Genomic DNA, 23,930 nt, shown 5'->3' on the forward strand with positions numbered 1-23,930 from the left:
AGCCCAGCAACATTAGCGAAGCAAAAGACATCGTCGGGCAATAAATTCTTGTGCGCCGCAACGCGGCGATGCACATCGAAAGGCGTTGAGGCAGCCGGCCCATCCCGAGCGGGGGAAGCATAGAGGCAGGCGCCTGGACGCAGGCGGGACGATCGCAGAACCACCATCAAGGGGAATCCCATGCGTAAGTCCATCATCGGCCTCTCGGCCCCCATTTTTTCAGCCATCGCTCTTGTCGGCGCCCTCGTCGCCACGCCGGCCATGGCCCAGGACGAGCCCACGCCCGAACTGACCGTCACCGGCAATGCGGCCGTCGTCACCGACTATCGCTTCCGCGGCATTTCGCAGACCAACAAGAAATTCGCGTTGCAGGGCGGCATCACCGTCAGCCACGCTTCGGGCTTCTACGCGTCTGTCTGGGGCAGCTCGATCGACGAATATGTCGCCAACGGCTCCGACCAGGAACTCGATCTGATCGGCGGCTATTCGACCACCGTCGGCGCTGCCACGATCGACGTCGGTGTCCTTTATTATTACTATCCGGGCAATGCCGGCGCGAACACCGACTTTGTCGAACCCTATGCTTCGGTCAAGGGCACCTTCGGTCCCGCCACCGCCAAGCTGACCGTCAACTACGCCCCCAAGGCGAAGGCGCTGAGCGTCGGCAATGGCAAGGAAGACAGCCTGTATGTCGCCGGCGACCTGTCGGCCTCGATTCCCAACACCCCGCTGGGCGTGTCGGCCCATCTGGGCCACAGCTTCGGCCCGAGCTATCTGACCATCGGTGACGAATATACCGACTGGAATATCGGCGCGACCTATACCTGGCAGCACCTGACCTTCGGCGTTTCCTATGTCGATACCAACAAGTCCTCCTACACGGCCGCCGGCCATAATATCAGCAAGGCTGGCATCGTCGGTTCGCTGACCGCCTCCTTCTGATCCGCCTTTCCCGTTCCGGGGGTGAACCGGGCCGCGACCTCGCAAGGGATCGCGGCCCTATCTTGTCGTGACGTGACGCATTCCGGACCATTACGGGGTCGCCACCCTGCCCCGGCCGCCCTATAGTGGCCCCCATGTCGCCCATGCTTCTCCTGCTACTCTTCGTCGCCACGATCGCCGCGATGGAGGGCTTTGCCTATGTCATGCATCGCTGGGTGATGCACGGCCCCGGCTGGTTCCTGCACGCCAGCCATCACCGCCCCCGGACTGGCTTCTTCGAGGCGAACGATCTCTATTTCGCGATCTTCGCCATGCCCTCCATCCTGCTGCTGCTAGGCGGGGTGCAATGGGGCTGGGGCCACTGGGCGACGACGGTCGGCGCGGGGATCGCCGCCTATGGCGCCATCTATCTCGGCTTTCACGACATCATCGTGCATCAACGGGTCCGCCACCGCTATGTCGCCCGGTCCCGTTACATGAAGCGCATCGTTCAGGCTCACCGTCTGCATCATGCGGTGGAAACCAAAGAAGGGACCGTCAGCTTCGGTTTCCTGGTCGCTCCGGCCCCTTCCGCGCTGAAGCGTCAACTGGCCAATGGCGGCAGGACGGGCGTACGGGCTGCCAGAGGGCTGGAGGATGCGGACGTCAGGGGCTGAGACGGGGTTGCTTCCTCATCCCACAGGGTCGAGCAGACAGCCCCAGCCAGGCTTGAACCGAGCGGTGCGGGTGGCGAGCAAGGGCACGCTGGCTTCCACCGCCCGCTGATCGGGCAGGTCGGTAAGGCGCACCAGCCCCATGCCCGGCTCCTTGTCGTCGTTGCAGCTGCCCATGGCGCGCCCCTCGACATAGCGACAGGAACAGCCGATGCGCGCGCCATAGGCGGCGCCAAGCCGGGCGCGCGCGCTGAGCGTTGTCCAATGCCAGGCCAGCAGCCCAAGCAGCAACAACATGAGCAAACCGCCCAATATCCACCATTTGCGTCGAACCAGCATGGCCCTTTTCGATTCCCTTCTGTAAGGGCGCCGGCTTATGCAGATCGACAGTCGAATCGTAAAGCGCCTTGGGCTGGCGCTGGGTGTCGCTGGAGTCATCGTGGCAGGCACGCTGGCCAGCCGCGCGGCGCCTACGGCCACGCCCGTCTACCGCGTCGACAGCGATGCGGTGGTGGGGCAGGCCGCTCTGCGCGGGGCGATCGATCCCCTGTTCGATGATGATGCGATGGGGCAGACGCGCGCGCTGCTGGTGATGCGCGATGGCAAGGTAATTGCCGAACGCTATGCCCCCGGTTTCGGGCCGGACACGAAATTGCTGTCCTGGTCGATCGCCAAGAGCGTGACGGCGGTGCTGGTGGGCCTGATGGTGTCGGACGGGCGGCTGGCGCTCGATTCGCCGGTGCCAGTCGCCGCGTGGAGCCAGCCGGGCGATCCGCGCGGGAAGATCACGCTGCGCCAGTTGCTCCAGATGCGGTCGGGGCTGGATCATGTCGAGGATGGCGAGCCGATCACCAGCGGTGACACGGTGCGGATGCTGTTCACCCAGGGGGCGCAGGACATGCGCGCCTATGCCGAATCCAAGCCGCTGGGCCATCCGCCCGGCGCCGTCTTTTCCTATTCGACAGGCAGCAGCGTGATCCTGTCCGACCTGATGACGCGGATGCTGACCGGCAGCAGCGATCCGGCTGTACGGCGACAGGCGATGCAGATGTTCATCGACGGCCGGCTGAAGGCGCCGGGCAATCTGCCCAGCCTGACGCCCGAATATGATGCCACCGGCACGATGATCGGCGGCAGCATCCTGCACATGACCGCGCGCGATTATGGCCGGTTCGGCGAATTGCTGCGCAATGACGGCCGGTCCCCCAACGGGCACCAGATATTGCCGGAGAAGTGGGTGGATTTCATGCGCGCACCTTCCCCGCGCAACCCGGCCTATGGTGCGCATCTCTGGCTCAATCGCGACAGCAGCGAGAGCGCGCTGATGCCGGGGCAGGCTCCCGCCAGCCTGTTCGGCTGCGTCGGCCATAATGGCCAGTATATCCTGATATCGCCGTCGCAGCGGCTGACCGTCGTGCGGATCGGCATGTCGCCGGAAAAGGAACAGCGCGCGGCCGTGCGGGGCGCGCTGGCCAGGTTGATGGGGCTGTTTCCCGGCTAGAGCATCGTGCGCAAAAGTGGGAACCGGTTTTGCGCTTAAAACGATGCGATAACAAAAAACTAGAGCGCGCGAACTGCGTCAGATTTAACGCAGCGCGCTCTAGAGGAAGAAGCGGCCCTCGATCACCGTGCGGCAGGCGCCGGTCAGGATCACACGGTCGCCCACCAGCGTGCAGCCAAGGCGCCCACCGCGCGCCGAAGCCTGATAAGCGCTGATCTGCGTCCGGCCGAGGCGTTCGGCCCAGAAGCGGGTGAGCAGGCAATGGGCCGATCCGGTGACCGGGTCTTCATCCACGCCTCCACCGGGCACGAAGACGCGGCTGATGATGTCGCTGTCGTCGCCCGGCGCGGTGGCCATCAGCAGGATATCGCCCTGCGCCTTAAGCGCGGCGAAGTCCGGCGTCAGGGCACGGATGGCAGCGGCATCGGAATAGAGGAACAGGGCATAGCCGCCTTCGCGCCAATGGGTTTCGGTTGGCTGGCCGCCCAGTCCTGCCACAAGGTCTGGCAACGCTTTGGGCGCCATATCCCAGGCCGGCAGCGAGAGCGCATAGCCGTCGCCGTCGCGGGTCACGGTCAGGATGCCGGCATGGCGCGTACGGAAGCGGATCGAATCCCCGTTGATCAGGACATGGCCGCTCGCCAGCGTGGCGTGGCCACACAGCTTGACCTCCACCGTAGGGGTGAACCAGCGCAGTTCATAATCGGCGGCGGCATCGTCCGGCGTGGGTATGGTGAAGGCGGTTTCGGACAGGTTGTTTTCTTCGGCGATGGACTGGAGCGTGGCGTCGTCCAGCCAGCTTTCCAGCGGGATGACGGCGGCGGGATTGCCGGTGAAGGGCGTGTCGGCGAAGGCATCGACCTGGGTGAAGGGCAGGCTGGTCATCTGGCTGGTCCTCTATGGCGTTTGCGCCGTGATGGCGCGCGCGCCGGGCCAAGAATAGGGCCAGTTCAGCCGAGAAGGACCAGCGCGCTGCACACGGCTAGGCCGACGATGATGTTAATCGGCACGCCGATGCGCACGAAATCTGCGAAGCGATAATCGCCCGCCGCATAGACCAGCGCATTGGTCTGATAGCCGATCGGTGTCGCGAAACAGGCCGACGCCCCGATCATCAGCGCGATCACCAGCGGCCGGGCATCGACGTTCAGTTGATGCGCCAGCGCGATGGTGATGGGCGTCAGCAGCGCCGCGACCGCATTGTTGCTGAGCAGTTCGGACAGGATCAGCGCCGCGAAATAGATGATGAAGACGAGGCTCCAGACCGGCGCCACCTCCATCAGCGGCGTGATCCAGCCGACCATCAGCGCGACGCTGCCCGCTTGTTCCAGCGCGAGGCCTACGGCCAGCATGGCAAAGATCAGGATCAGCGTATCACCATCGATCGCGCCCCAGGCTTCCTCCGGGTCGATGCAGCGGGTGACGAGGATCAGGCCGACCGCGATCACGGCGGCAAGGCCAATGCCAACCACGTCGAAGGCCGACAGGAACACGGCGCCCGCCATCGCAGCGATCGCAATCCACGCCTTGCGCGGGCGGAAGGCACGAGTGCGGCTGATATCGACGCCGATCAGGTGGGGGTTGTCCTTGAGCGCGCGCATAGCATCGTCCCCGCCCGCCACCAGCAGGCGGTCGGCACCCCGCACCCGCGCATCGGCCAGGTCCGGGCCGGGCAGATGCCGTGCCCGGTGGATGCCAATGATCCGCACGCGCAGCGCGTGGAGGAAGGGAATATCCATCAGCCGCTCGCCGATCGAGGGATGGCTGGGCGCAATCATCGCCTCCACCACCGTCCCGTCCTGCGCACTGGTGCGGGAATCAGCGGCGACGCCCAGATCGAAGCGGCCGGATTCGCGCCAGGTCATGATCGTCGCGCCATCGGCCCGCACGATCAGGCGATCGCCCGAATGCAGATCTTCCGCCTCCAGATCCTGCCGCCTTATTTCCCCGCCCCGCTTGAGGCCCAGAAGCTGTACCGACCGGCCAAACAGGCCGAGCGATCCGATCGGCTCGCCAATATCGTCACTATCCTGCGGCACGACCAGTTCGGTCAGATAATCCTGCACTGCGCCGCCATCCTCGCCCGCAATCGACGGCGGATCGCTGGGCAGCAGGAAGGACAGGCAGAACAAGGCGACGATGCCAGCCGCTGCACCCGCCGCGCCATAGGGGCTGATGTCGAAGATGCCGAAACGGTCCATGCCCTGATCCTCTGCAATGCCCGCGACGACGAGGTTGGTGGAGGTGCCGACCAGCGTCAGACACCCCCCCAGCACTGCCACCGTGTTCATCGGGATCAGCAGCTTCTTGACCGGATAGCCGGTCGCCTGCGCCAGCTTGAACATGATCGGGATCATCAGCACCACGACCGGCGTGTTGTTGAGGAAGGCCGACAGCATCAATGTGCCCAGCGCCACTTCGGCCAGGGCAATACGGGGATGGCGCTGCGCGCGGGTCATGATGAGGTCCGCGACGCGGCTGATGACGCCAGTGCGGATCAACGCCCCGGACAGGACGAACATCGCCCCCACGGTCAGCGGCGCGCTGTTGGAAAAGACCGAAAACATCGCCTTTTCATCCAGCATGCCCAGCACGCCATAGGCGCAGGCGCCCACGACGGCGATGACGGTGGGCGAATAGCGTTCGCGCACGAAGGCAATGAACATGCAGGCGAGGATCAGCAGGCCGATTTCCGCGCGATAGATGCCGAGCAGCGCGGTGATGAAATGCATATGTCGTTGGCCCCTGATCGGTCGCGTGGTCGCGTCCCTGACGGAGGTGAAACGAAATGGGCCAGCCATGGTTGCATGGCTGGCCCGTGTCGCGGCTTTGAGGGGACGTTTTGACCGTCAATCCGTGCTTTTTAATCGCAGCGTTTTTCAGGAAAAACGCTTTGACGCGCGGTGACGCTCCCCAGGCTTACGCTCTGCCGCTCGCCCTCCCGCGGGCGATGACCGTCATCTTAGCGTAATATGGGTGAGTCGTCTTGCGCCGATTTGACGTTGAGCGCGCGATTGGCGCGGTTCGGCGCGTCAGTCCTCGACCCGCTCGCCACATTGGGCGCGATGGAGCAGCTTCTGGTCGGCCAGCACCAGCGCCATCATCGCCTCCACCACTGGTACGCCGCGAATGCCGACGCAGGGGTCATGGCGCCCCTTGGTGATGATGTCCGACGCCTCGCCTTCGCGAGTCACGGTTTCGACCGGGATCAGGATCGAACTGGTCGGCTTGAACGCGACACGGATCTTGACCGGCTGGCCGGTCGAGATGCCTCCGGCAATCCCGCCGGCATGGTTGGCCAGGAAGACCGGGCCGTCATTACCGGGGCGCATTGGGTCCGCATTCTGCTCGCCGCGCAGGCGGGCAGCGGCGAAACCATCGCCGATCTCGACACCCTTGACCGCATTGATGCTCATCATTGCGCTCGCCAGTTCGCTGTCCAGCTTGGCGTAGAGCGGTGCGCCCCAGCCGGCGGGCACGCCAGAGGCGACGCATTCCACGACAGCGCCGATGGACGACCCATCCTTGCGCGCGCCGTCGACCAGCGCTTCCCACCGTTCCACCGCCTTGGCATCGGGGCAGAAAAAGGGGTTCTGGCCGATCTGCGAAGCATCGAAATTGGCATAGTCGATCGCATCGCCGCCGATTTCACTGACATAGGCGAAGATATCGACTTCCGGGATGACCGCACGCGCGACCGCGCCGGCTGCGACCCGACTGGCGGTTTCACGCGCCGAGGACCGCCCGCCGCCGCGATAGTCGCGGAAACCATATTTGGCGTCATAGGCATAGTCGGCATGGCCGGGGCGGTATGCCTTGGCCACGTCCGAATAATCCTTCGACCGCTGGTCGGTATTCTCGATCATCAGGCTGATCGGCGTGCCGGTGGTCCGGCCTTCGAACACGCCGGACAGGATGCGGACCTCGTCCGCTTCACGCCGCTGCGTGGTGAATTTGGAGGTGCCGGGCTTGCGCAGGTCGAGCCAGGGCTGGATGTCCGCCTCGCTCAGGTCCAGCCCGGGCGGGCAGCCGTCCACCATCGCGCCGATGGCAGGACCATGGCTTTCACCCCAGGTGGAGAAGCGGAAAATGCGGCCGAATGTGTTGAAGCTCATAAAATTCCCGATCCGGCCGCGTTGATGCCTTATGCCTTGTCCAGCGCGATGTCCGGTGCGTCTTCGGCCTTCATGCCGATGACATTGTAGCCCGCGTCGACATGGTGGATTTCACCAGTCACACCGGATGCCAGATCGGACAGCAGATAGAGGCCGGCGCCGCCGACATCCTCGATCGTCACGTTGCGGCGCAGCGGCGAATTCAGCTCGTTCCATTTGAGGATATAGCGGAAGTCGCCGATGCCGCTGGCGGCCAGCGTCTTGATCGGACCGGCGGAAATGGCGTTGACGCGGATATTCTCCGGGCCAAGGTCCATCGCCAGATATTTGACGCTCGTTTCCAATGCCGCCTTGGCCACGCCCATGACATTATAATGGGGGATGACCTTTTCCGCGCCATAGTAGGACAGCGTCAGCAGGCTGCCGCCTTCCTTCATCAGCTTGCGCGCGCGCGCGGTCACCGCAACGAAGCTGTAGACCGAGATGTTCATGGTCAGCAGGAAATTGTCGAGGCTGGTGTCGGCATAGAGGCCGCGCAACTCATTCTTGTCGGAAAAGCCGATGGCGTGGACGACAAAGTCGAGCTTGCCCCAGCGCGCTTCGATTTCCGCGAAGGCCGCATCCAGCTTGTCCATGTCGGACACGTCGCAGTCGATCAGGAAGTCCGATCCGACCTGCTCCGCCAGCGGCTTCACGCGCTTGGCCAGTGCGTCGCCCTGATAGGAGAAGGCCAGTTCCGCGCCCTGAGCGTGCAACTGCTTGGCAATGCCCCAAGCCAGCGACTTGTCGTTCGCCAGCCCCATGATGAGCCCGCGCTTTCCTGCCATCAAGCCTGTCATAATCTTATTCCGTTCCCTTTGTCCTGCGCGATCGGCTGCTCATCCTCTTCGGGGAATTCCGCCAGCGCCGCGTTCAATTCCGCGCCAATTACCACGCCAAGCCCGACGAGAAAGAAAAAAATGAGGGTAATCATCACGCCGGCCAGACTGCCATAGGTGCGACCATAGCCCCCCAGCAGCGACAGCGTCGGCGGCAGCAGCATCGTCGTGCCATACCACCATAGCGACGTGGCCACCGCGCCGGGCCATTTGGGGAAGCGGCGCGACTTGTAGGCGGTCGGCGTCAGCGCCACGAACAGCGACCAGAGCGCGACACAGGTGATCCCCATCGGCACCAGCCGGGCCGATGCGACCAAAGCGATCGCCTCATCTGCCCAGGGCAATATCTGGTGGAGAAACTGGTCGATGCCGGTGATCGCGACCTGAAGCGAGAAGGCGAACATCACCGCGAAGACGCTGGCGAGCGTGATGCCGATCGCGCCGAGGCGATAGCGCCAGAAAGGCTTGGTACTCTTCGTACCATAGGCGCGGCGGAGGATGTCCCGGATCGTTTCGATCAGGCTGCCCACGGTCCACAGGCCCACGACGCCGCCGAGCCATAACAGCGGACCGCTGCGCGCGGTCAGCACATCATTGATCGGCTGGCGCACTACATCGGCCACGCCGCGCGGCACGGTATAGAGAAAGGCGTTAACCGCCTGCACCCCGTCTTCGGTCCGTCCAAAGATGCTGGCCACCGCCGCCGCGACGATGAAGAAGGGGAACAGCGTCATCAGCGACAGATAGGCGAGGTTCCCGGCATGGATGAAACCATCGCTATAGGTGCCGACTGCGACGCGCTTCATCACCTCGAATGGCTGGGTGCCGGGCCGCACCCGGTCGATCTGCCGATGAAAATGGGCACGCGCCTCCTGCGCCATCTGGCGGCGCTGCTCGGGCGAGAGGGGCGAAGGCATCGGCATCGCCCGATCTAACGCCTCAAACGCCCAGATGGGCGCGCACGGCCCGCTGGTCCTTCCAGCTTTCGACCAGTGCCTGAATCGCGGGGTCATCGGCGGGCACGTCGATCTGGAGCGTCACAAGCTGGTCACCACGCTGTCCATCCTTGCCGGTAAAACCGCGTCCGCGCAGGCGCAGCGTCTTGCCGGAAGTGGCGCCGGGCGTCACGCCCAGCATGACCGGGCCATCGACGGTCGGCACCTTGATCTTGCCGCCCTTCACCGCCTCATCCAGCGTGATGGGCAGGTCGAGCAGCACATTGTCGCCATCCCGCTTGAAGAAGGGATGGGGCTTCACCTCGATCGTCACGATCGCATCGCCCGCTCCGCCCGGCCCGGCCTGCCCCTTGCCCGACAGGCGCATCTGCGTGCCCGTCTCGACCCCGGCAGACAGTTTCAGGTCGATCGTCTTCCCGTCCTGAAGCGTGATGCGCTGCGGCGCCAGGGTTGCCGCATCGACAAACTGGACAGCAAGGCGATAGGCGACATTCGCGCCCTTTTGCGGCGGCGCCTGACGGCCAAAGCCACCGCCAAAGCCGCCACCACCACCCGCCCGACGCCCTGCGCCGCCAAACAGCCCTTCGAAAATATCGCCGAAATCGGCGCCGCCCGCCTCGAATCCACCGGACTGACCGCGAGAACCCCCGCCGCCAAAGCCGAAGGGCGCAGTCGGATTGCCATCGCCGTCAATTTCGCCCCGGTCGAAACGGGCACGCTTGTCCTTGTCCGACAGCAGATCATAGGCGTTGGTCACGGCCGAAAATTTGTCCGCCGCCTTGGGATTATCCTTGTTTTTGTCCGGGTGCAGCTCCTTGGCGAGCTTGCGATAGGCGGACTTGATCTCCGCCTCGGTCGCGCTGCGGGTCACACCCAATAAGGAATAAGGATCGGCCATCATCTTACCTGTTGCACAAAAGCATCACTTGCCGACTATGTGGACGATGCGGCCCCGACATTCAAGCCGTGGATACCCCGCAGCCGGGCGGATACCCCAATCGGGGTATGTGCACGGTGCCGCGCGCTGCTAGCGCGCCGACCGCTCGCCTGGGGTTGGCGAGCCAATATTGGGGGTTGTAAACATGCAGAAATTTGGATGGAGCGCCCTTGGCGCCATGGCCGCGCTGTGCGCAATCACGCCGGCCGCGCAGGCGCAGGTCGGCCCGCCGTCACCGGAGCAACTGGACGGTATCCAGAGCCTGTTCCGCATCGGGGTGACGCTGGGCGCGGGCGGCGGTGTCACCTTCACCGACAGCTATGGCCTCGACATCGCCAATGACGGCCAGGACTTCATGAACCCGCAGCGCCTGCGCGAACGTTATGGCGCGCGCTACAACGACCTGTTGCCGGTCAGTGGCGTCCTCGATTTTCGCGGCCTGCCGATCTACGGCTATTATGACGCCAACAGCTCGATATTCCGCATTTCGATCCCGGCGCTGGATGCCGAAGGCGAAGTCTATCAGAATCGCTTCAACGGCGTCACGCGCCAGGCTTCCTATGACCTGTTCGACAGCTACCTCAACGACATTGACAACGCAGAAGCCGAGCGTCTGGTACGACTGCTGCTGAAGTCTCTGGCGCGCTATTCACCGGTCGATCCGCTGGCCGGCAACCCCGGTTCGGTGCAGAGCGGCCTCATCCGGTCGAGCCTGGACCTGTCATCGGGCGATTCGGCGATCGAGCAGGATGCGGCCAGCGGCGGCACCAACACCGCCGGCGATCCCTGGATCATGGGTGCCAACTATAATGCGGGCACTTCGGACGGCGGCCGCTACGATTTCATGCGGATCGACGGGCGCATCGCGCGCAGCTTCCGCCTGACCGAAGGCGGCCGCGCGCTGCTGAAGTTCGACCTGCCGGTCAGCTATTCCGAAGTGAATGGGGCCCGCGCCGCCACCGCCCAGTTCGGCGTCGGCGTCGAATTTCCCGTCATCGCCCGCCGCTGGTCGCTGGAGCCGCGTATCGGCTATGGCATCACGGCGTCGGACCAACTGGGGTCGGTCGGCAACATGCTGTCGACCACGCTGGCCAGCCGCTATGTGCTGGACGGGCTGGGGCGCGGTCGGATCGTGATCGGCAACATGGTCGGCTATACCACCACGATGAGCACCGGTTTCACCGGTTACAATGTTAATCCGGGCCTGAAGAACTGGGCCTTCCGCAACGGCATCGCTTATGACCTGCCGCTCAAATTCCGTGGGTTCGGCCGCAACACATCGGCGCGTGTCAGCTATGCCATGACCAATTATGCGGGCGACAAACTCTATTACAACACATTCCATGAGGTCACGCTGTCACTGGGTCTGCGCGGCCGCGAGGAAAGCGCGCGCAATGCCCGCGACCTCATCCGCCTCAACATGAACCTCATCAAGGCGGGCAGCTATACCAGCTGGTCGGCGGGCCTCGGCTTCCGCTTCTGACCCGTCCGCGATCCGGGGCGGTCCCTTTCCCGCCCCGGATCGCGGTTTGCCCGTATCGACAGTGCGACCATCGCTGCCTAAGAGATGGGCATGACTGATCCCTTCGCCCTTTTCGACGAATGGTACGCGCAGGCGCGCGACACCGAACTCAATGACAGCAACGCCATGGCGCTGGCTACCGCTGACGCGCGCGGGCGGCCCTCCGTCCGCATGGTGCTGCTCAAGGGGCATGGCCCGGACGGCTTCGTCTTCTACACCAATTTCGAAGGGCGCAAGGCCGGCGAACTGCTCGCCAATCCGCATGCCGCGCTGCTGTTCCACTGGAAATCGCTGCGCCGGCAGATCCGCATTGAAGGACCGGTCGGCCCGGTGGACGATGCCACCGCCGACGCCTATTTCGCGACCCGCAGCCGCGACAGCCAGTTGGGCGCCTGGGCATCCGACCAGTCCCGCCCCCTGCCCGATCGCGCCACCTTCATGGAACGGTTCGAAACGGTCAGCGTCCGATTCGCCGGCGGCCCGGTACCGCGCCCGCCGCACTGGTCGGGGTTCCGTCTGACGCCGGAACGGATCGAGTTCTGGCAGGATCGCGAGCATCGACTGCACGAGCGCCGCCTGTTCGAACGGGCCGGAGACAACTGGCACGAAGGGCTGCTTTACCCCTGATATCCCGGTGCAGCACTGCATGGCGAGGGCGTGGAAAGCCGCGCCTGCTTCGTCTTGCCTGATGTGCGTGGATGCACCCCCGATTGCGGGCATCCCATGCGCCTGTTAGGTGTCGGCCTGACAGACGGATAATGGAACAGGGGCGCGTACGCGGGCCTCCAGAGGAATTTGATGCGAAACAGACTGACGGCCTTCATCCTCATCGGCATGGTCCTGGGGGTGATAACGGGCTTTGTGGCCAATCAGATGGTCGGCGGCGATGAAACGCTGGCGAAGGATGTGGCGGGTTATTTTCACCTGCTGGCCGACATCTTCCTCCACCTGATCAAGATGATTATCGCGCCACTGGTCTTTTCCACGCTGGTTGCGGGCATCGCCCATATGGGGGACAGCGCGGCGCTGGGGCGGATCGGCGGCCGCGCGCTCGCCTGGTTCATCATCGCCAGCCTGATTTCGCTGACGCTGGGCCTCATCTTCGTCAATTTCTTCGAGCCAGGCGCCGGCCTCAACCTCGTCCGGTCCGGCGCGGATGCGGGCGTCAGCACTGAAGCGCTGAATTTCCGCGACTTCATCCTGCATGTCTTCCCGACCTCCATGATCGGGGCGATGGCGGACAACCAGATCCTGCAAATCGTCGTCTTCTCGCTGTTCGTGGGCGTGGCGCTCACCGCCATCGGCGACAAGGGCAAGCCGATCGTCACGATGATCGAGGCCATGGTCGAGCTGATGTTGCAGGTCACGGGCTATGTCATGCGTGTCGCGCCCTTCGCGGTGTTCGGCGCGCTGGCATCGTCGGTGACGGTGCAGGGCCTGGGCGTGCTCAAAACCTATGGCGCGCTGGTCGGCGAATTCTACATCGCCCTCATCTGCCTGTGGGTGCTTCTCTTCTGTGCCGGTGCGGTGTTCCTGGGCAAGCGGATGTTCAAGCTGATCCGCTATGTCCGCGAACCGATCCTGATCGCCTTCTCGACCGCCTCGTCAGAAGCGGCCTATCCCAAGATGCTGGAGCAACTCGACCGCTTCGGCATCCCGCGCCGCATCTACAGCTTCGTGTTGCCGCTGGGCTATTCGTTCAACCTCGACGGGTCGATGATGTATTCGACCTTCGCGACCATTTTCATCGCGCAGGCCTATGGCATCGACCTGCCGATCGCGACGCAGATCACCATTTTGCTGGTGCTGATGGTGACCAGCAAGGGTATCGCCGCGGTGCCCCGCGCCAGCTTGGTCGTCGTCGCCGCGACGCTGGGCCAGTTCGACCTGCCGGTCGAGGGCATCGCCTTCATCCTGGCGGTCGATCATTTCATGGATATGGGCCGCACTGCGACCAACGTGCTGGGCAACGCCATCGCCACGTCGGTCATCACCAAATGGGAGGGCATGCTGGAGGTCGAGGAGCCGATCGACGTCGAACATCCCAAGGCCCCGGCCCATGGCGCGGCCCATGGCCGCGCGGGCCTCGAACTGGCGCCCGACATGGTGGACGACAACCGCAAGGGGTGAACCGATACCGTCACTTCCGACATGAAAAAGCCCTCCGTTCATGGTGAACGGAGGGCTTTTTTATATCACCAAAGCACGCCGCGCACCGGGGTGATCGGATCAGGCGCCGGATCGCCGATCGACTGGAGCAGGTCAATTTCGATCGTGCGACACATGGCGGTCAGCGGCACGTCATGCACGCTGTCGGCAAAGGGATCGGTCAGATCATCGCCGATCCGCAGCACTGACATGAACATGAAGCCCGCCACCGTCGATCCCAATGGCGTGGCGAAGCCCAGCGTCTCCACCAGCCCGATCGGCAGCAGGATGCAGAACAGATGGGTAAAGGCCGTCGGTATGAAGCGATATTGATAGGGCAGCGGCGTGTTTTTCAATCGCTCCATGCCGCCCTGCGCATTGGCGATGTCGACCAGCACCGCCTCCATCTGCGTCTGCTGGATGGTGTCGATCCAGCCTTCGCGCCGCGCCATGTCGATCCGGCGCCCGGTGCTGTCGAGCAGGCCGTTGGCGGCATTGGTGCGGGCCAGTGCCTTGCCCCTATCCTCCTCGCGCAGGAAGGCGGTCACCTCTTCGCCGATCGGCTGGCGCCGCAACTGGCAGCGCAGCGCATTCACATAGGCGATCTGGCGCTTGACGATCTCGCGCTTGAGGTCGCGTCCTTCCGGATCGGGCAGGAAATTGCGCGTGGCGCGCGACAGGCTGCGCGAGGCATTGATCATCGCGCCCCACAGCACGCGCCCTTCCCACCAGCGTTGATAGCTGCTGTTCGACCGGAAACCCAGGAACAGTGCCAGCGCCGAACCGAAGATAGTGAGCGGCAGCGAGGGCGCCTTGAAGGGCAGCACATAATAGGTGACCGTCACGGCGCAGTCCCAGATGAACAGCGCCGTCAGCGGCTTCCAGACTTCCGATGCAATCCGGCGCATGCTGGGAACGGCATCTACGATCATCAATATCTCCATGGGACGGGAACGGCTGCAACGCCTAGCTCCGCCGAAATGCTCCGTTGATGCTACAGCGAAACGAAATATTGCGCACAGCGCAACCGCCATGGAGATTGCTCGTTGACGGAGGGTTCAGCGGGGAGAGGCGCATGACCAGCGACACGGCCGAAGCGGGCCAGAAGAAAGCAGCCCTGTCGCTCCAGTGGCAGATGCTGGCCGGCTTCCTGATCGGGCTGGTCGCGGGCCTGATCGTCTATATGAGCGCACCCGACGCCCGCTGGGTCGATAGCATCACCACCTATGTCACCGGGCCGATCGGGCAGGTCTTCCTGCGCCTGCTGTTCATGCTGGTCATCCCGCTGCTGGTGTCGGCGCTGATCGTGGGCATTGCCGAAATGGGCGAGTTGCGGTCGCTCCGTCGGGTAGGATTGCGAACCCTGGTCTATACGCTGATCGTTTCCGGCATCGCGGTGGTGTTGAGCCTCGTCCTGGTCAATCTGCTTCGCCCCGGCGGCGGGGTCGATCCCGCGCAGGCGAAGGCGCTGCTGGCCGATGCCGGACAGGGCGCGAAGGCGATCCTCGACCGGGGCGGCGAAACAGCTTCGGGGATGGAGGCACTGCTCAACATCATCCCGCAAAACATCATCCGCGCCATGGCCGACAATGACATATTGGCGGTGATGGTCTTCGCGCTCTTCTTTGGCATCGGGCTGGTACTGGTGCAGACGAAGGAAACGCAGCTGCTGCTGAGCGCGATGGAGGGCCTGTTCGAGGTCACGATGCGGCTGATGGGCATCGTCATCCGCCTCGCCCCGATCGCCATCGCCTGTTTCATGTTCAATCTCGCCGCGCAGTTCGGCTGGGACTTGCTCATCCGCCTGTCCGCCTATGTCGGCGTGGTATTGCTGGCGCTGGGCTTGCAGATGTTCGGCGTCTATTCGTTGCTGATCGCCTTCATCGCGCGCCGGTCGCCGCTGAACTTCTTCGCAGCGGTGCAGGAAGCGAGCGTGATGGCCTTTGCCACCGCCTCGTCCAATGCCACCCTGCCCACCGCCATCCGCGTGGCGGAGGACAAGCTGCATTTGCCGCGCCGCATATCCCGCTTCGTCCTCACCATCGGCGCGACCGCCAACCAGAATGGTACGGCGATGTTCGAAGGCATCACCGTCATCTTCCTCGCGCAATTTTTCGGCGTCGACCTCAGCCTGACGCAACAATTGATGGTGATGGCGGTGTGCATATTGGGTGGCGTGGGAACGGCGGGCGTACCGGCCGGATCGCTGCCGGTGGTGGCGATGATCCTGGGCATGGTCGGTGTGCCGCCAGAAGGGATTGGGTTGGTGCTGGGCGTCGACCGCTTCCTCGACATGTGCCGCACCGCGCTCAATGTGACGGGCGACCTGGTCGCTGCTACGGTGATCTCCGCGGGTGAAGACGATGGGCGGGCGCGGGCATGAACAAGACAATGGGGCGGATCGGGGCGGCCATCGTCGCACTCACGGCGTTGGCGGGCCTGACGATCCAATATCGGGTGACACTGGCACAGACGGGGTCGGTCACGGAAACCTCATGGGTGCTGCTGCGCTTCTTCACGATCCTGACCAACGGCGCGGTAGCACTGACCTTTGCTGCCGTGGCAGCCGGGCGCCGGGTGACGCCGCGATGGACGGGCGGCGTACTGCTGGCGATATTGCTGGTCGGTATTGTCGCGGCCACCCTGTTGCGCGGGCTAGTGACGCTGGGCGGCGATGCGCTGCTCGCCGACACGCTGCTGCACAAGGTCACGCCGCTGCTGGCGACGCTCTGGTGGATCGCCTTCGCGCGCAAGGGCAAGCTGCACCGCCGCGATCCATGGATCTGGGCCATCTTTCCGGCGGCCTATCTGCCCTATGCCCTGCTGCGCGGGATGGCGGACGGCCATTATGCCTATCCCTTCATCAACCTGACGAAACTGGGGATCAGGCAAGTCGCGATCAACGCGCTGCTGATCGCGATCGGCTTCGTGCTGGCGGGCTACATATTGGTCTGGATCGACGGCCGGTTCAGCGGGCGGCCTTCGCGCCATCGCTCCACCAGATAAGATTTTTGGCAAAGCCAGCGAAACCTCGCTCCAACGCCGCGCCGCCCTCACCCTGCGGCTGCGCCTGCTCATCCAGCGTCTGCCCGATCTGACCGACACTCAGCCGTTCCGGCACGATCGCCATGCCCATGGCCGACAGCGTCACCGTCCAGTCGGCATGACTGTTCACCCCCGCAAAGCGCCCCGCCGAATAGCTGGCGATAGCAGCGGGCCGACGATCAAATTCCTTGAGATAGTGATCGACCAGATTTTTGAGGCCCGGCTGCATGCCCCGATTATATTCGCCCGCTACAAAGACGAAGGCGTCCGCAGCAGACAAGCGATCGGCCAGTTTCGCCATGCCGGCCGGCGCTTCGCCAGCCGGATAGTCGCTGTAGCGCAGGTCAAGCATTGGCAGGTCCACCGCCTTCGCATCGACCAGTTCAGCCTTGTGGCCCAGCCCTTCGAAACCCCGGATCAGATAATCGGCCAAGCGGATGCCTAGCCGGCCGCGTCGATAGGAACCGTAGAGGACGAGGATGTCGAGCGCCATGCGAAGCCTTCCCTGATGTGATGGAAAGGCTTATCGCACCGGCGCCCGGCAACGTCCACTCTTACCGCAGCTTGGCGATGTTCAGCCCGTCTTCCTTGGCACGGGCCTTGGTCGATTCCTCGCTGCGGGTCAGCGCCTTGGCGATCGCCTTCAGCGCCATGCCCTTCTTGGCCAGCGTGTGCAGCTTCTGGATCTCATCCTGAGTCCAGGGCTGCTTGTGCCGTTCGAAACGCTGTTCGCCCATGCCCTTTAATCCGCGAAGGGATCGCGGACGAGAATCGTGTCCTCGCGTTCCGGTGACGTGGAAACCAGCGTGACCGGGCAGCCGATCAGTTCCTCGATCCGGCGGATATATTTGATCGCCTGCGCCGGCAGTTCGGCCCAGCTGCGCGCGCCGGCGGTGGTGTCCTGCCAGCCTTCGATATCCTCGTAGATCGGCTCGGCCTTCGCCTGATCCTGCGCATGGGCGGGGAGGTAATCGAAGGTCTGGTCGCCAATCTTGTAGCCGACGCAGATTTTCAGCGTGTCGAAGCCGTCCAGCACGTCCAGCTTGGTGAGTGCAATGCCGGTCACGCCCGACACGGCGACCGACTGGCGCACCAGCACCGCATCGAACCAGCCGCAACGGCGCTTGCGACCGGTGACGGTGCCAAATTCATGGCCACGTTCGCCAAGACGCTGGCCGGTGGCGTCGTCCAGTTCGGTCGGGAACGGGCCGGAACCCACGCGGGTGGTGTAGGCCTTGACGATGCCCAGCACGAAGCCCGCCGCATTGGGGCCAAGGCCGGTACCGCTCGCCGCCGTGCCCGCCACCGTATTGGACGAGGTGACGAAGGGATAGGTGCCATGGTCGATGTCAAGCAACGTGCCCTGCGCCCCCTCGAACAGGATGCGCTGGCCGGCGGCCTTCGCCTTGTTCAGCGTCAGCCACACGGGCTTGACGAACGGCAGGATGAAGGCAGCGATTTCGGTCAGGTCCGCCATCAGCTGCGCCCGGTCGATCGGCGCTTCGCCAAAGCCGGCGCGCAGCGCGTCATGATGGGCGGTCAGGCGGTCGATCTGAAGATCGAGGTCATCCAGATGGGCGAGATCGCAGACGCGGATGGCGCGACGGCCGACCTTGTCCTCATAGGCCGGGCCGATGCCGCGACGCGTGGTGCCGATCTTGCCGGCGCCCGACGCATCCTCGCGCAGGCCGTCGAGGTCGCGGTGGAAGGGCAGGATCAGCGGGCAGGTTTCGGCGATCTGGAGGTTTTCCGGCGTGATCTCCACGCCCTGCCCCTTCAGCTTCGCGACTTCGTCACGGAAATGCCAGGGGTCCAGCACCACGCCATTGCCGATGACGCTGAGCGTGCCGCGCACGATGCCCGACGGCAGCAGCGACAGCTTATAGACCTTCTCGCCCACCACCAGCGTATGACCGGCATTATGCCCGCCCTGGAAACGGGCGACGACATCGGCACGTTCCGACAGCCAGTCGACGATCTTGCCTTTGCCTTCGTCACCCCACTGGGCGCCGATCACGGTCACATTTGCCACAGATACAGTCCTCCGCCCGCCGCGCGGACCGGCCATGCCCTTCGACGGGACTCGGCATGCCGGTGGGATAGAGCGGGCGCCGCAGCACCCTATGCGGGCCGCGCGTTAGCCGCGCGGGCGCGGCACGTCAAGGCAGGAGCGCCATTACACTTTGATACAGCGTGACGGCTTTACCCGGACATGCGGCGGAACGATCATGACGGGGAAGTGGAGGAAATGATGCGCGGACGATTTTCCCTGTTGCTGATCCCGGCCTTGCTAACGGCTGGCAGTGCCGACGCGCAGACGATGCGCGAACGATGGGCCGCCCGCACGGCGCATGGACAGCAGCCGGCCACCGGCGGGCAGCCCATGACATATGGCAGGGATGCGCTCCAATCGCTCGACTATTGGCGCGGCAAGGGCGCAAAGCCCCCGCTCATCCTCTTCGTCCATGGCGGCGGGTGGAAGCGCGGCGACAAGGACAATGCGACCGGCGCGGCCAAGGTCGATCATTATACCGGGCTGGGCTATGCCTTCGCGTCGATCAACTATCGGCTCGTGCCCGACGCCACGGTCGAGCAGCAGGCGCAGGATGTGGCGGATGCCCTCGCCTATCTGCGCGGCAAGGCAGGTACGCTGGGCTTCGATCCCGACCGGATCGTCCTGATGGGCCATAGCGCGGGCGCGCATCTGGTGGCGCTGGTCGGCACCGACATGCGCTATTTCGCGAAGGCCGGGTTGAAGCCCGATGCGGTGAAGGGCATCATCCCGCTCGACGGCGCGGCCTATGACGTGGGCAAGCAAATGGCGCAGGGCGGGCGCTTCATGGCCGGCACCTATGAACAGGCGTTCGGCACCGATCCGGCGCGGCAGAAGGCGCTGTCGCCGACGCTTCAGGCGGCCAAGCCAAACGCCCCCGCCTTCCTGATCCTGCATGTCGACCGGGCAGACGGCACCGCCCAGTCGGAGAGCCTCGCCACCGCGCTCAAGACGGCCGGCACGTCGGCAGAGGTGCATGCGCTGGAAGGACGCGGGCTACGCGGCCATATGCAGATCAACCGGTCGATGGGCGACCCCGATTATGCGGGCACCCTGATCGTGGATGACTGGCTGAAGCGCATCTTCGCTCAGTAAGCGCGCGGCGCCGCACCATCCAGCCAGTGCGAGCAGCGCTGGGCCGCGCCATCTTCGCCTTCGGACAAGGCCGCGACCGTGTGCCAGCCCTCAGCCCGCAACGCGGCAGCGCGCGCGGCATCATGGCCCAGCGGCAGAAACAGCCGCTTCGGGCTATCGCCACCAAAGCCCGCATCGATCAGCGGATCGGGATAGAGCGAGAAGCCCATGGCCGGCTCGTCTGCCCCGTCGGCGCGCGCGATGGCGTAGCTGCCGCCGCGCCCGATCTCGCCGATAAACCCCTCGGCAAAGATGGAGAATCCGAACCAGTTCTGAAATTCGAAGCCGTGCCGCTCGGTCGGATCGAGCGTCAGCGTGATGTCCCAGCCGATCGGCTTGGCAATGGCGCGCAGGCCCGCGATGCGACTATCGATCGCGCCCCCCAGCAGCGCGCTGAACGCTTCCAGCTTTTCCATCGCGGCGTGGAAGGGACCGGTCGCCTCGATGAGCGGCAGATAGGCAGCGGCGGCGGGGCTGATCGCGACCAGCGCGCCGGCATCCTTGGCGTCCAGTCCGGCACGCACAGCCTCCACCTCATTGGCGGCCAGCGGCAGCGGCCCGGCGGCCAGCGCGTCAATCAGGTCTGGCAGGGTGAAGTCGATGGTGATGCCGGCGACGCCCGCAGCCTGCAACGCCTCGATCGCGATATTGACGATCTCGACCGCGGCTGCGGCGCTGTCGCTGCCGATCAGTTCGGCGCCCAGTTGCATCTTCTCGCGCTCGGGGCGGAGTTGGCTCGCCTTCTGGCGGATGACCGGGCCGGCATAGGAAAGGCGCAGCGGACGCGGCGCGCTGGCCATGCGGGTGGCGGCGATACGGCCGACCTGCGCCGTCATGTCCGGACGGAAGGCGAGACTGCGCTGCGAGACGGGATCAACGGCGCGCACCAGATCCTGCGCACGCATCGACTTGAGGCGCTGGGTCAGTGTATCCTCGAACTCAGCGAGCGGCGGCATGACCCGTTCATAGCCGTGGGCCGCGACCGTATCGAGCACACGGCGCGCCAGACGCGCAGAGGCTTCGGCCTGCGGCGGCAGACGGTCGGAAAGCCCCTCCGGGAGCAGGCTTGGCGGGATCACGCTGGTCGTCATGGTCATGGGCTGGCCTTTAGCAACTTATGTGCGCAAGACCAGCCCGAACCCGGTCGGCTGTTACGCGAAACGCAGCAGCTTCACCTGCTTCACGCCGGTGAGGTTGCAGATTTCCCAGCGCATCGGCTCGGTGACCGTGCCGTCGACCGACAACAGCAGCACGGCTTCGCCGCCCTGGTTGCGACGGCCGAGGTGGAAGGTGCCGATATTGACTTCGGCCTCGCCCAGCTTGCTACCCAGACGGCCGATGAAGCCCGGCGCGTCCTGGTTGACGATGTAGAGCATCGTGCCGTCCAGATCGGCTTCCACCTTGATGCCGAACAGTTCGACCAGACGCGGCTGGGCATGACCGAACAGCGTGCCGGCGACCGAACGCTCGCCGCTTTCGGTGGTGACGGTGACGCGGACGAGGGTCTGATAGTCCCCTTCGCGGTCATGACGCACTTCGCGCACGTCAAGGCCGCGTTCCTTCGCGAGGAAGGGCGCGTTGACCATGTTCACCGTGTCCGAATAGACGCGCATCAGGCCGGCGAGGACCGCCGCGGTGATGGGCTTCTGGTTCAGTTCGGCGGCATGGCCTTCCACTTCCACCGCAACGCCGGTGATGGCGTCGCCTTCCAGCTGGCCGACGAGGCTGCCCAGCTTTTCCGCCAGCGCCATATAGGGCTTGAGCTTCGGGGCTTCTTCAGCCGACAGCGACGGCACGTTCAGCGCGTTGGTGATGCCACCGTCGAGCAGATAGTCGCTGAGCTGATCGGCAACCTGCAACGCCACATTGACCTGCGCTTCGTCGGTCGACGCGCCCAGATGCGGGGTGCAGATGAAGTTGGGCGTGCCGAACAGCGGCGATTCCTTGGCCGGCTCGGTCTGGAACACGTCCAGCGCGGCGCCAGCCACCTGGCCCGAATCCAGCGCTTCCTTCAGCGCCGCTTCGTCGATCAGGCCACCACGGGCGCAGTTGATGATGCGCACGCCCTTCTTGGTCTTGGCCAGATTTTCGCGGCTCAGAATGTTGCGGGTCTGGTCGGTCAGCGGCGTGTGCAGCGTGATGAAGTCGGCCTTCGCCAGCAGCGTGTCGAGATCGGCCTTTTCCACGCCCATTTCGATGGCGCGTTCCGGCGTCAGGAACGGGTCGAAGGCAACGACCTTCATCTTCAGGCCCAGCGCGCGGGTGGCGACGATCGAACCGATATTGCCGGCACCGATCAGGCCCAGCGTCTTGCCGGTGACTTCCACGCCCATGAAGCCGTTCTTGGGCCACAGGCCCTGCTGCGTCTGGGCGTTCGCCTCGGGCAGTTGGCGGGCCAGCGCGAACATCAGAGCGATGGCATGTTCGGCGGTGGTGATGCTGTTGCCGAACGGCGTGTTCATCACGATCACGCCCTTGGACGAGGCATAAGGAATGTCGACATTGTCGACGCCAATGCCGGCGCGACCAATGACCTTCAAATTGGTCGCGGCGTCGAGGATTTCCTTGGTAACCTTGGTCGAGCTGCGGATGGCGAGGCCATCATAGTCACCGATGATGGCGATCAGTTCTTCGGGGGTCTTGCCGGTGATGACGTCGACCTCCACACCGCGCTCCTTTAAGATTGCGGCGGCGCGGGGGTCCATCTTGTCGGAAATAAGGACTTTGGGCATGAGAATATCCTTGTCTCTTGGTGCTCCTGCGAAAGCAGGAGCCCAGGGTTCATGGGCGGAACTTGGCCGCCCTGGGCTCCTGCTTTCGCAGGAGCACGGCATAGAATTGGGTTAAGCGGCAGCCTTCGTCTGGGCATAGGCCCAGTCGAGCCACGGACCGAGCGCTTCGATATCCGCCGTTTCGACGGTCGCGCCGCACCAGATGCGCAGGCCCGCCGGGGCGTCGCGATAGCCCGCAACGTCATAGGCGGCGCCTTCCTTTTCGAGGAGGGCGGCAAAGGCCTTGATGAAGGCTTCGTCGGCGCCCTCGACGGTCAGGCAGACGCTGGTCTTCGACCGCGAAGCTTCATCGATGGCGAGATGGCCCAACCAATCCCGCTCTGCGACGATCTTGTTCAGCGCGGCCGCATTGGCATCGCTGCGCGCGATCAGGCCGGCCGAACCGCCCAGCGACTTGCCCCATTCCAGCGCGAAGATCGCGTCTTCCACCGCCAGCATGGACGGGGTGTTGATGGTTTCACCCTTGAACACGCCTTCGGCCAGCTTGCCCTTCGCCATCAGGCGGAACACCTTGGGCAGCGGCCATGCGGGAGTATGGGTTTCCAGACGCTCGACAGCGCGGGGGCCAAGGATCAGCACGCCATGGCCGCCCTCGCCGCCCAGCACCTTCTGCCAGGAGAAGGTAGCGACGTCGATCTTCGCCCAGTCGATGTCGTAAGCGAACACGGCGCTGGTCGCGTCGGCGAAGGTCAGGCCTTCACGGTCGGCCGGGATCCAGTCGGCATTCGGCACGCGCACGCCCGACGTGGTGCCGTTCCAGGTGAACAGCACGTCATTGCTGAAATCGACGGTCGACAGGTCGGGCAGCTGGCCATAGTCGGCGCGGATCACGGTGGGGTCGAGCTTCAGCTGCTTGGCAGCGTCCGTTACCCAGCCTTCGCCGAAGCTTTCCCAGGCCAGCGTCGTCACCGGGCGCGCGCCCAGCATGGTCCACATCGCCATTTCGAACGCGCCGGTGTCGCTGCCCGGCACGATGCCGATGCGGTGCGTGTCGGGCAGGTTCAGCAACTCGCGCATCAGGTCGATGCTGTAGGCGAGACGGGTCTTGCCGATCTTGGCGCGGTGCGAACGGCCGAGCGACTCAGTAGCCAGCTTGGCGGCATCCCAGCCCGGAGGCTTGGCGCAGGGACCGGAAGAGAAAAAGGGGCGAGCCGGACGGGTAGCGGGCTTTGCGGCAGGCGCAAGGTTGGCGTCAACGGCAGTCAAATCAGTCATGTAATGCTTCTCCTTACAGAGAGCACGCGCGGCGTTGGG

Annotated in this window: 23 protein-coding genes; 9 read left to right on the forward strand and 14 right to left on the reverse strand. The window is 64.5% G+C overall.

The window, feature by feature from the left end; all coding sequences use genetic code 11:
• Positions 1-180: 180 nt before the first annotated feature.
• Entirely contained in the window at positions 181-942 is a 762-nt protein-coding gene (locus ACNHGR_RS11760) for a TorF family putative porin (RefSeq protein WP_184267481.1), read from the forward strand.
• A gap of 134 nt (positions 943-1,076) precedes the next feature.
• On the forward strand, positions 1,077-1,598 hold the full coding sequence (locus tag ACNHGR_RS11765) for a sterol desaturase family protein (RefSeq protein ID WP_475286288.1): 522 nt from the start codon (positions 1,077-1,079) through the stop codon (positions 1,596-1,598).
• Positions 1,599-1,613: 15 nt separating this feature from the next.
• Here the strand turns inward: ACNHGR_RS11765 and ACNHGR_RS11770 are convergent, their stop codons facing one another.
• On the reverse strand, positions 1,614-1,934 hold the full coding sequence (locus ACNHGR_RS11770; RefSeq protein ID WP_475286290.1) for a hypothetical protein: 321 nt from the start codon (positions 1,932-1,934) through the stop codon (positions 1,614-1,616).
• A 37-nt stretch (positions 1,935-1,971) separates the two neighbouring features.
• On the opposite strand from ACNHGR_RS11770, the gene ACNHGR_RS11775 reads away from it, so the two are divergent.
• Complete coding sequence (locus ACNHGR_RS11775) at positions 1,972-3,096, forward strand: serine hydrolase domain-containing protein (protein ID WP_184267486.1); 1,125 nt, start codon at positions 1,972-1,974, stop codon at positions 3,094-3,096.
• Positions 3,097-3,195: 99 nt separating this feature from the next.
• On the opposite strand, the gene ACNHGR_RS11780 is transcribed toward ACNHGR_RS11775, so the two are convergent.
• The 6 genes from ACNHGR_RS11780 to ACNHGR_RS11805 all read right to left on the reverse strand — a co-directional run bounded on the left by ACNHGR_RS11780 (position 3,196) and on the right by ACNHGR_RS11805 (position 9,943).
• Entirely contained in the window at positions 3,196-3,981 is a 786-nt protein-coding gene (locus ACNHGR_RS11780) for a PhzF family phenazine biosynthesis protein (protein ID WP_475286292.1), read from the reverse strand.
• Between the two features lie 65 nt (positions 3,982-4,046).
• Positions 4,047-5,828 carry an SLC13 family permease gene (locus tag ACNHGR_RS11785; protein WP_475286294.1) on the reverse strand — a complete coding sequence of 594 codons (1,782 nt, stop codon included), beginning with the start codon at positions 5,826-5,828 and terminating at the stop codon, positions 4,047-4,049.
• A gap of 300 nt (positions 5,829-6,128) precedes the next feature.
• Positions 6,129-7,211 (reverse strand): chorismate synthase, encoded by a 1,083-nt coding sequence (gene aroC / locus ACNHGR_RS11790; protein ID WP_475286296.1) that lies wholly within the window; start codon positions 7,209-7,211, stop codon positions 6,129-6,131.
• Positions 7,212-7,240: 29 nt separating this feature from the next.
• Positions 7,241-8,050, reverse strand: a complete 810-nt coding sequence (fabI, locus tag ACNHGR_RS11795) for an enoyl-ACP reductase FabI (protein WP_475286298.1) — start codon at positions 8,048-8,050, stop codon at positions 7,241-7,243.
• A complete protein-coding gene (locus ACNHGR_RS11800) occupies positions 8,047-9,012 on the reverse strand; it encodes a YihY/virulence factor BrkB family protein (RefSeq protein ID WP_184267495.1) in 966 nt (321 codons plus the stop codon). The genes fabI and ACNHGR_RS11800 overlap by 4 nt, the downstream gene beginning before the upstream one ends.
• 16 nt (positions 9,013-9,028) lie before the next feature.
• Positions 9,029-9,943, reverse strand: coding sequence for a DnaJ C-terminal domain-containing protein (locus ACNHGR_RS11805; protein ID WP_475286300.1), 915 nt, complete (start codon positions 9,941-9,943; stop codon positions 9,029-9,031).
• A 184-nt stretch (positions 9,944-10,127) separates the two neighbouring features.
• Here ACNHGR_RS11805 and ACNHGR_RS11810 point away from each other — a divergent pair, with 184 nt between their 5' ends.
• From ACNHGR_RS11810 to ACNHGR_RS11820, 3 genes are all read left to right on the forward strand, one after another.
• Positions 10,128-11,465: a hypothetical protein gene (locus tag ACNHGR_RS11810; RefSeq protein WP_475286302.1), complete on the forward strand. Its 1,338-nt coding sequence runs from the start codon at positions 10,128-10,130 to the stop codon at positions 11,463-11,465.
• A gap of 90 nt (positions 11,466-11,555) precedes the next feature.
• Positions 11,556-12,131, forward strand: coding sequence for a pyridoxamine 5'-phosphate oxidase (gene pdxH, locus ACNHGR_RS11815; protein ID WP_475286304.1), 576 nt, complete (start codon positions 11,556-11,558; stop codon positions 12,129-12,131).
• 171 nt (positions 12,132-12,302) lie between these two features.
• The gene (locus ACNHGR_RS11820) at positions 12,303-13,634 is read left to right on the forward strand and encodes a dicarboxylate/amino acid:cation symporter (protein WP_184267501.1); all 1,332 of its coding nucleotides are present in this window, start codon (positions 12,303-12,305) and stop codon (positions 13,632-13,634) included.
• Between the two features lie 65 nt (positions 13,635-13,699).
• On the opposite strand, the gene ACNHGR_RS11825 is transcribed toward ACNHGR_RS11820, so the two are convergent.
• The gene (locus tag ACNHGR_RS11825; RefSeq protein WP_184267503.1) at positions 13,700-14,584 is read right to left on the reverse strand and encodes a bestrophin family ion channel; all 885 of its coding nucleotides are present in this window, start codon (positions 14,582-14,584) and stop codon (positions 13,700-13,702) included.
• Between the two features lie 143 nt (positions 14,585-14,727).
• Here ACNHGR_RS11825 and ACNHGR_RS11830 point away from each other — a divergent pair, with 143 nt between their 5' ends.
• Both ACNHGR_RS11830 and ACNHGR_RS11835 read left to right on the forward strand, forming a co-directional pair.
• Entirely contained in the window at positions 14,728-16,035 is a 1,308-nt protein-coding gene (locus tag ACNHGR_RS11830; RefSeq protein ID WP_475286307.1) for a dicarboxylate/amino acid:cation symporter, read from the forward strand.
• Positions 16,032-16,658 (forward strand): Pr6Pr family membrane protein, encoded by a 627-nt coding sequence (locus ACNHGR_RS11835; protein WP_475286310.1) that lies wholly within the window; start codon positions 16,032-16,034, stop codon positions 16,656-16,658. The genes ACNHGR_RS11830 and ACNHGR_RS11835 overlap by 4 nt, the downstream gene beginning before the upstream one ends.
• Here ACNHGR_RS11835 and ACNHGR_RS11840 read toward each other — a convergent pair.
• From ACNHGR_RS11840 to ACNHGR_RS11850, 3 genes are all read right to left on the reverse strand, one after another.
• Positions 16,621-17,190 carry an NADPH-dependent FMN reductase gene (locus ACNHGR_RS11840; protein ID WP_475286312.1) on the reverse strand — a complete coding sequence of 190 codons (570 nt, stop codon included), beginning with the start codon at positions 17,188-17,190 and terminating at the stop codon, positions 16,621-16,623. The two genes, ACNHGR_RS11835 and ACNHGR_RS11840, sit on opposite strands and share 38 nt — an antisense overlap.
• A gap of 61 nt (positions 17,191-17,251) precedes the next feature.
• On the reverse strand, positions 17,252-17,434 hold the full coding sequence (locus ACNHGR_RS11845) for a hypothetical protein (protein ID WP_184267507.1): 183 nt from the start codon (positions 17,432-17,434) through the stop codon (positions 17,252-17,254).
• A gap of 5 nt (positions 17,435-17,439) precedes the next feature.
• A complete protein-coding gene (locus tag ACNHGR_RS11850; RefSeq protein ID WP_184267509.1) occupies positions 17,440-18,729 on the reverse strand; it encodes an adenylosuccinate synthase in 1,290 nt (429 codons plus the stop codon).
• A 219-nt stretch (positions 18,730-18,948) separates the two neighbouring features.
• Here ACNHGR_RS11850 and ACNHGR_RS11855 point away from each other — a divergent pair, with 219 nt between their 5' ends.
• A complete protein-coding gene (locus ACNHGR_RS11855) occupies positions 18,949-19,845 on the forward strand; it encodes an alpha/beta fold hydrolase (protein WP_475288399.1) in 897 nt (298 codons plus the stop codon).
• Here the strand turns inward: ACNHGR_RS11855 and ACNHGR_RS11860 are convergent.
• From ACNHGR_RS11860 to ACNHGR_RS11870, 3 genes are all read right to left on the reverse strand, one after another.
• Positions 19,839-20,975, reverse strand: a complete 1,137-nt coding sequence (locus ACNHGR_RS11860; protein ID WP_184272072.1) for an ATP phosphoribosyltransferase regulatory subunit — start codon at positions 20,973-20,975, stop codon at positions 19,839-19,841. The two genes, ACNHGR_RS11855 and ACNHGR_RS11860, sit on opposite strands and share 7 nt — an antisense overlap.
• Positions 20,976-21,035: 60 nt before the next feature.
• On the reverse strand, positions 21,036-22,616 hold the full coding sequence (gene serA / locus ACNHGR_RS11865; protein WP_475286314.1) for a phosphoglycerate dehydrogenase: 1,581 nt from the start codon (positions 22,614-22,616) through the stop codon (positions 21,036-21,038).
• Between the two features lie 111 nt (positions 22,617-22,727).
• Positions 22,728-23,891, reverse strand: a complete 1,164-nt coding sequence (locus ACNHGR_RS11870) for a phosphoserine transaminase (protein WP_475286316.1) — start codon at positions 23,889-23,891, stop codon at positions 22,728-22,730.
• Positions 23,892-23,930 lie beyond the last annotated feature (39 nt).

Source organism: Sphingobium sp. RS1 (assembly GCF_056156825.1).

Excerpts from the sequence above, each read along its gene's own strand:
- ACNHGR_RS11760 (WP_184267481.1), top strand. The coding sequence starts at position 181 with ATGCGTAAGTCCATCATCGGCCTCTCGGCCCCCATTTTTTCAGCCATC.
- ACNHGR_RS11765 (WP_475286288.1), top strand. The coding sequence starts at position 1,077 with ATGTCGCCCATGCTTCTCCTGCTACTCTTCGTCGCCACGATCGCCGCG.
- ACNHGR_RS11770 (WP_475286290.1), bottom strand. The coding sequence starts at position 1,934 with ATGCTGGTTCGACGCAAATGGTGGATATTGGGCGGTTTGCTCATGTTG.
- ACNHGR_RS11775 (WP_184267486.1), top strand. The coding sequence starts at position 1,972 with ATGCAGATCGACAGTCGAATCGTAAAGCGCCTTGGGCTGGCGCTGGGT.
- ACNHGR_RS11780 (WP_475286292.1), bottom strand. The coding sequence starts at position 3,981 with ATGACCAGCCTGCCCTTCACCCAGGTCGATGCCTTCGCCGACACGCCC.
- ACNHGR_RS11785 (WP_475286294.1), bottom strand. The coding sequence starts at position 5,828 with ATGCATTTCATCACCGCGCTGCTCGGCATCTATCGCGCGGAAATCGGC.
- aroC (WP_475286296.1), bottom strand. The coding sequence starts at position 7,211 with ATGAGCTTCAACACATTCGGCCGCATTTTCCGCTTCTCCACCTGGGGT.
- fabI (WP_475286298.1), bottom strand. The coding sequence starts at position 8,050 with ATGACAGGCTTGATGGCAGGAAAGCGCGGGCTCATCATGGGGCTGGCG.
- ACNHGR_RS11800 (WP_184267495.1), bottom strand. The coding sequence starts at position 9,012 with ATGCCGATGCCTTCGCCCCTCTCGCCCGAGCAGCGCCGCCAGATGGCG.
- ACNHGR_RS11805 (WP_475286300.1), bottom strand. The coding sequence starts at position 9,943 with ATGGCCGATCCTTATTCCTTATTGGGTGTGACCCGCAGCGCGACCGAG.
- ACNHGR_RS11810 (WP_475286302.1), top strand. The coding sequence starts at position 10,128 with ATGCAGAAATTTGGATGGAGCGCCCTTGGCGCCATGGCCGCGCTGTGC.
- pdxH (WP_475286304.1), top strand. The coding sequence starts at position 11,556 with ATGACTGATCCCTTCGCCCTTTTCGACGAATGGTACGCGCAGGCGCGC.
- ACNHGR_RS11820 (WP_184267501.1), top strand. The coding sequence starts at position 12,303 with ATGCGAAACAGACTGACGGCCTTCATCCTCATCGGCATGGTCCTGGGG.
- ACNHGR_RS11825 (WP_184267503.1), bottom strand. The coding sequence starts at position 14,584 with ATGATCGTAGATGCCGTTCCCAGCATGCGCCGGATTGCATCGGAAGTC.
- ACNHGR_RS11830 (WP_475286307.1), top strand. The coding sequence starts at position 14,728 with ATGACCAGCGACACGGCCGAAGCGGGCCAGAAGAAAGCAGCCCTGTCG.
- ACNHGR_RS11835 (WP_475286310.1), top strand. The coding sequence starts at position 16,032 with ATGAACAAGACAATGGGGCGGATCGGGGCGGCCATCGTCGCACTCACG.
- ACNHGR_RS11840 (WP_475286312.1), bottom strand. The coding sequence starts at position 17,190 with ATGGCGCTCGACATCCTCGTCCTCTACGGTTCCTATCGACGCGGCCGG.
- ACNHGR_RS11845 (WP_184267507.1), bottom strand. The coding sequence starts at position 17,434 with ATGGGCGAACAGCGTTTCGAACGGCACAAGCAGCCCTGGACTCAGGAT.
- ACNHGR_RS11855 (WP_475288399.1), top strand. The coding sequence starts at position 18,949 with ATGCGCGGACGATTTTCCCTGTTGCTGATCCCGGCCTTGCTAACGGCT.
- ACNHGR_RS11860 (WP_184272072.1), bottom strand. The coding sequence starts at position 20,975 with ATGACGACCAGCGTGATCCCGCCAAGCCTGCTCCCGGAGGGGCTTTCC.
- serA (WP_475286314.1), bottom strand. The coding sequence starts at position 22,616 with ATGCCCAAAGTCCTTATTTCCGACAAGATGGACCCCCGCGCCGCCGCA.
- ACNHGR_RS11870 (WP_475286316.1), bottom strand. The coding sequence starts at position 23,891 with ATGACTGATTTGACTGCCGTTGACGCCAACCTTGCGCCTGCCGCAAAG.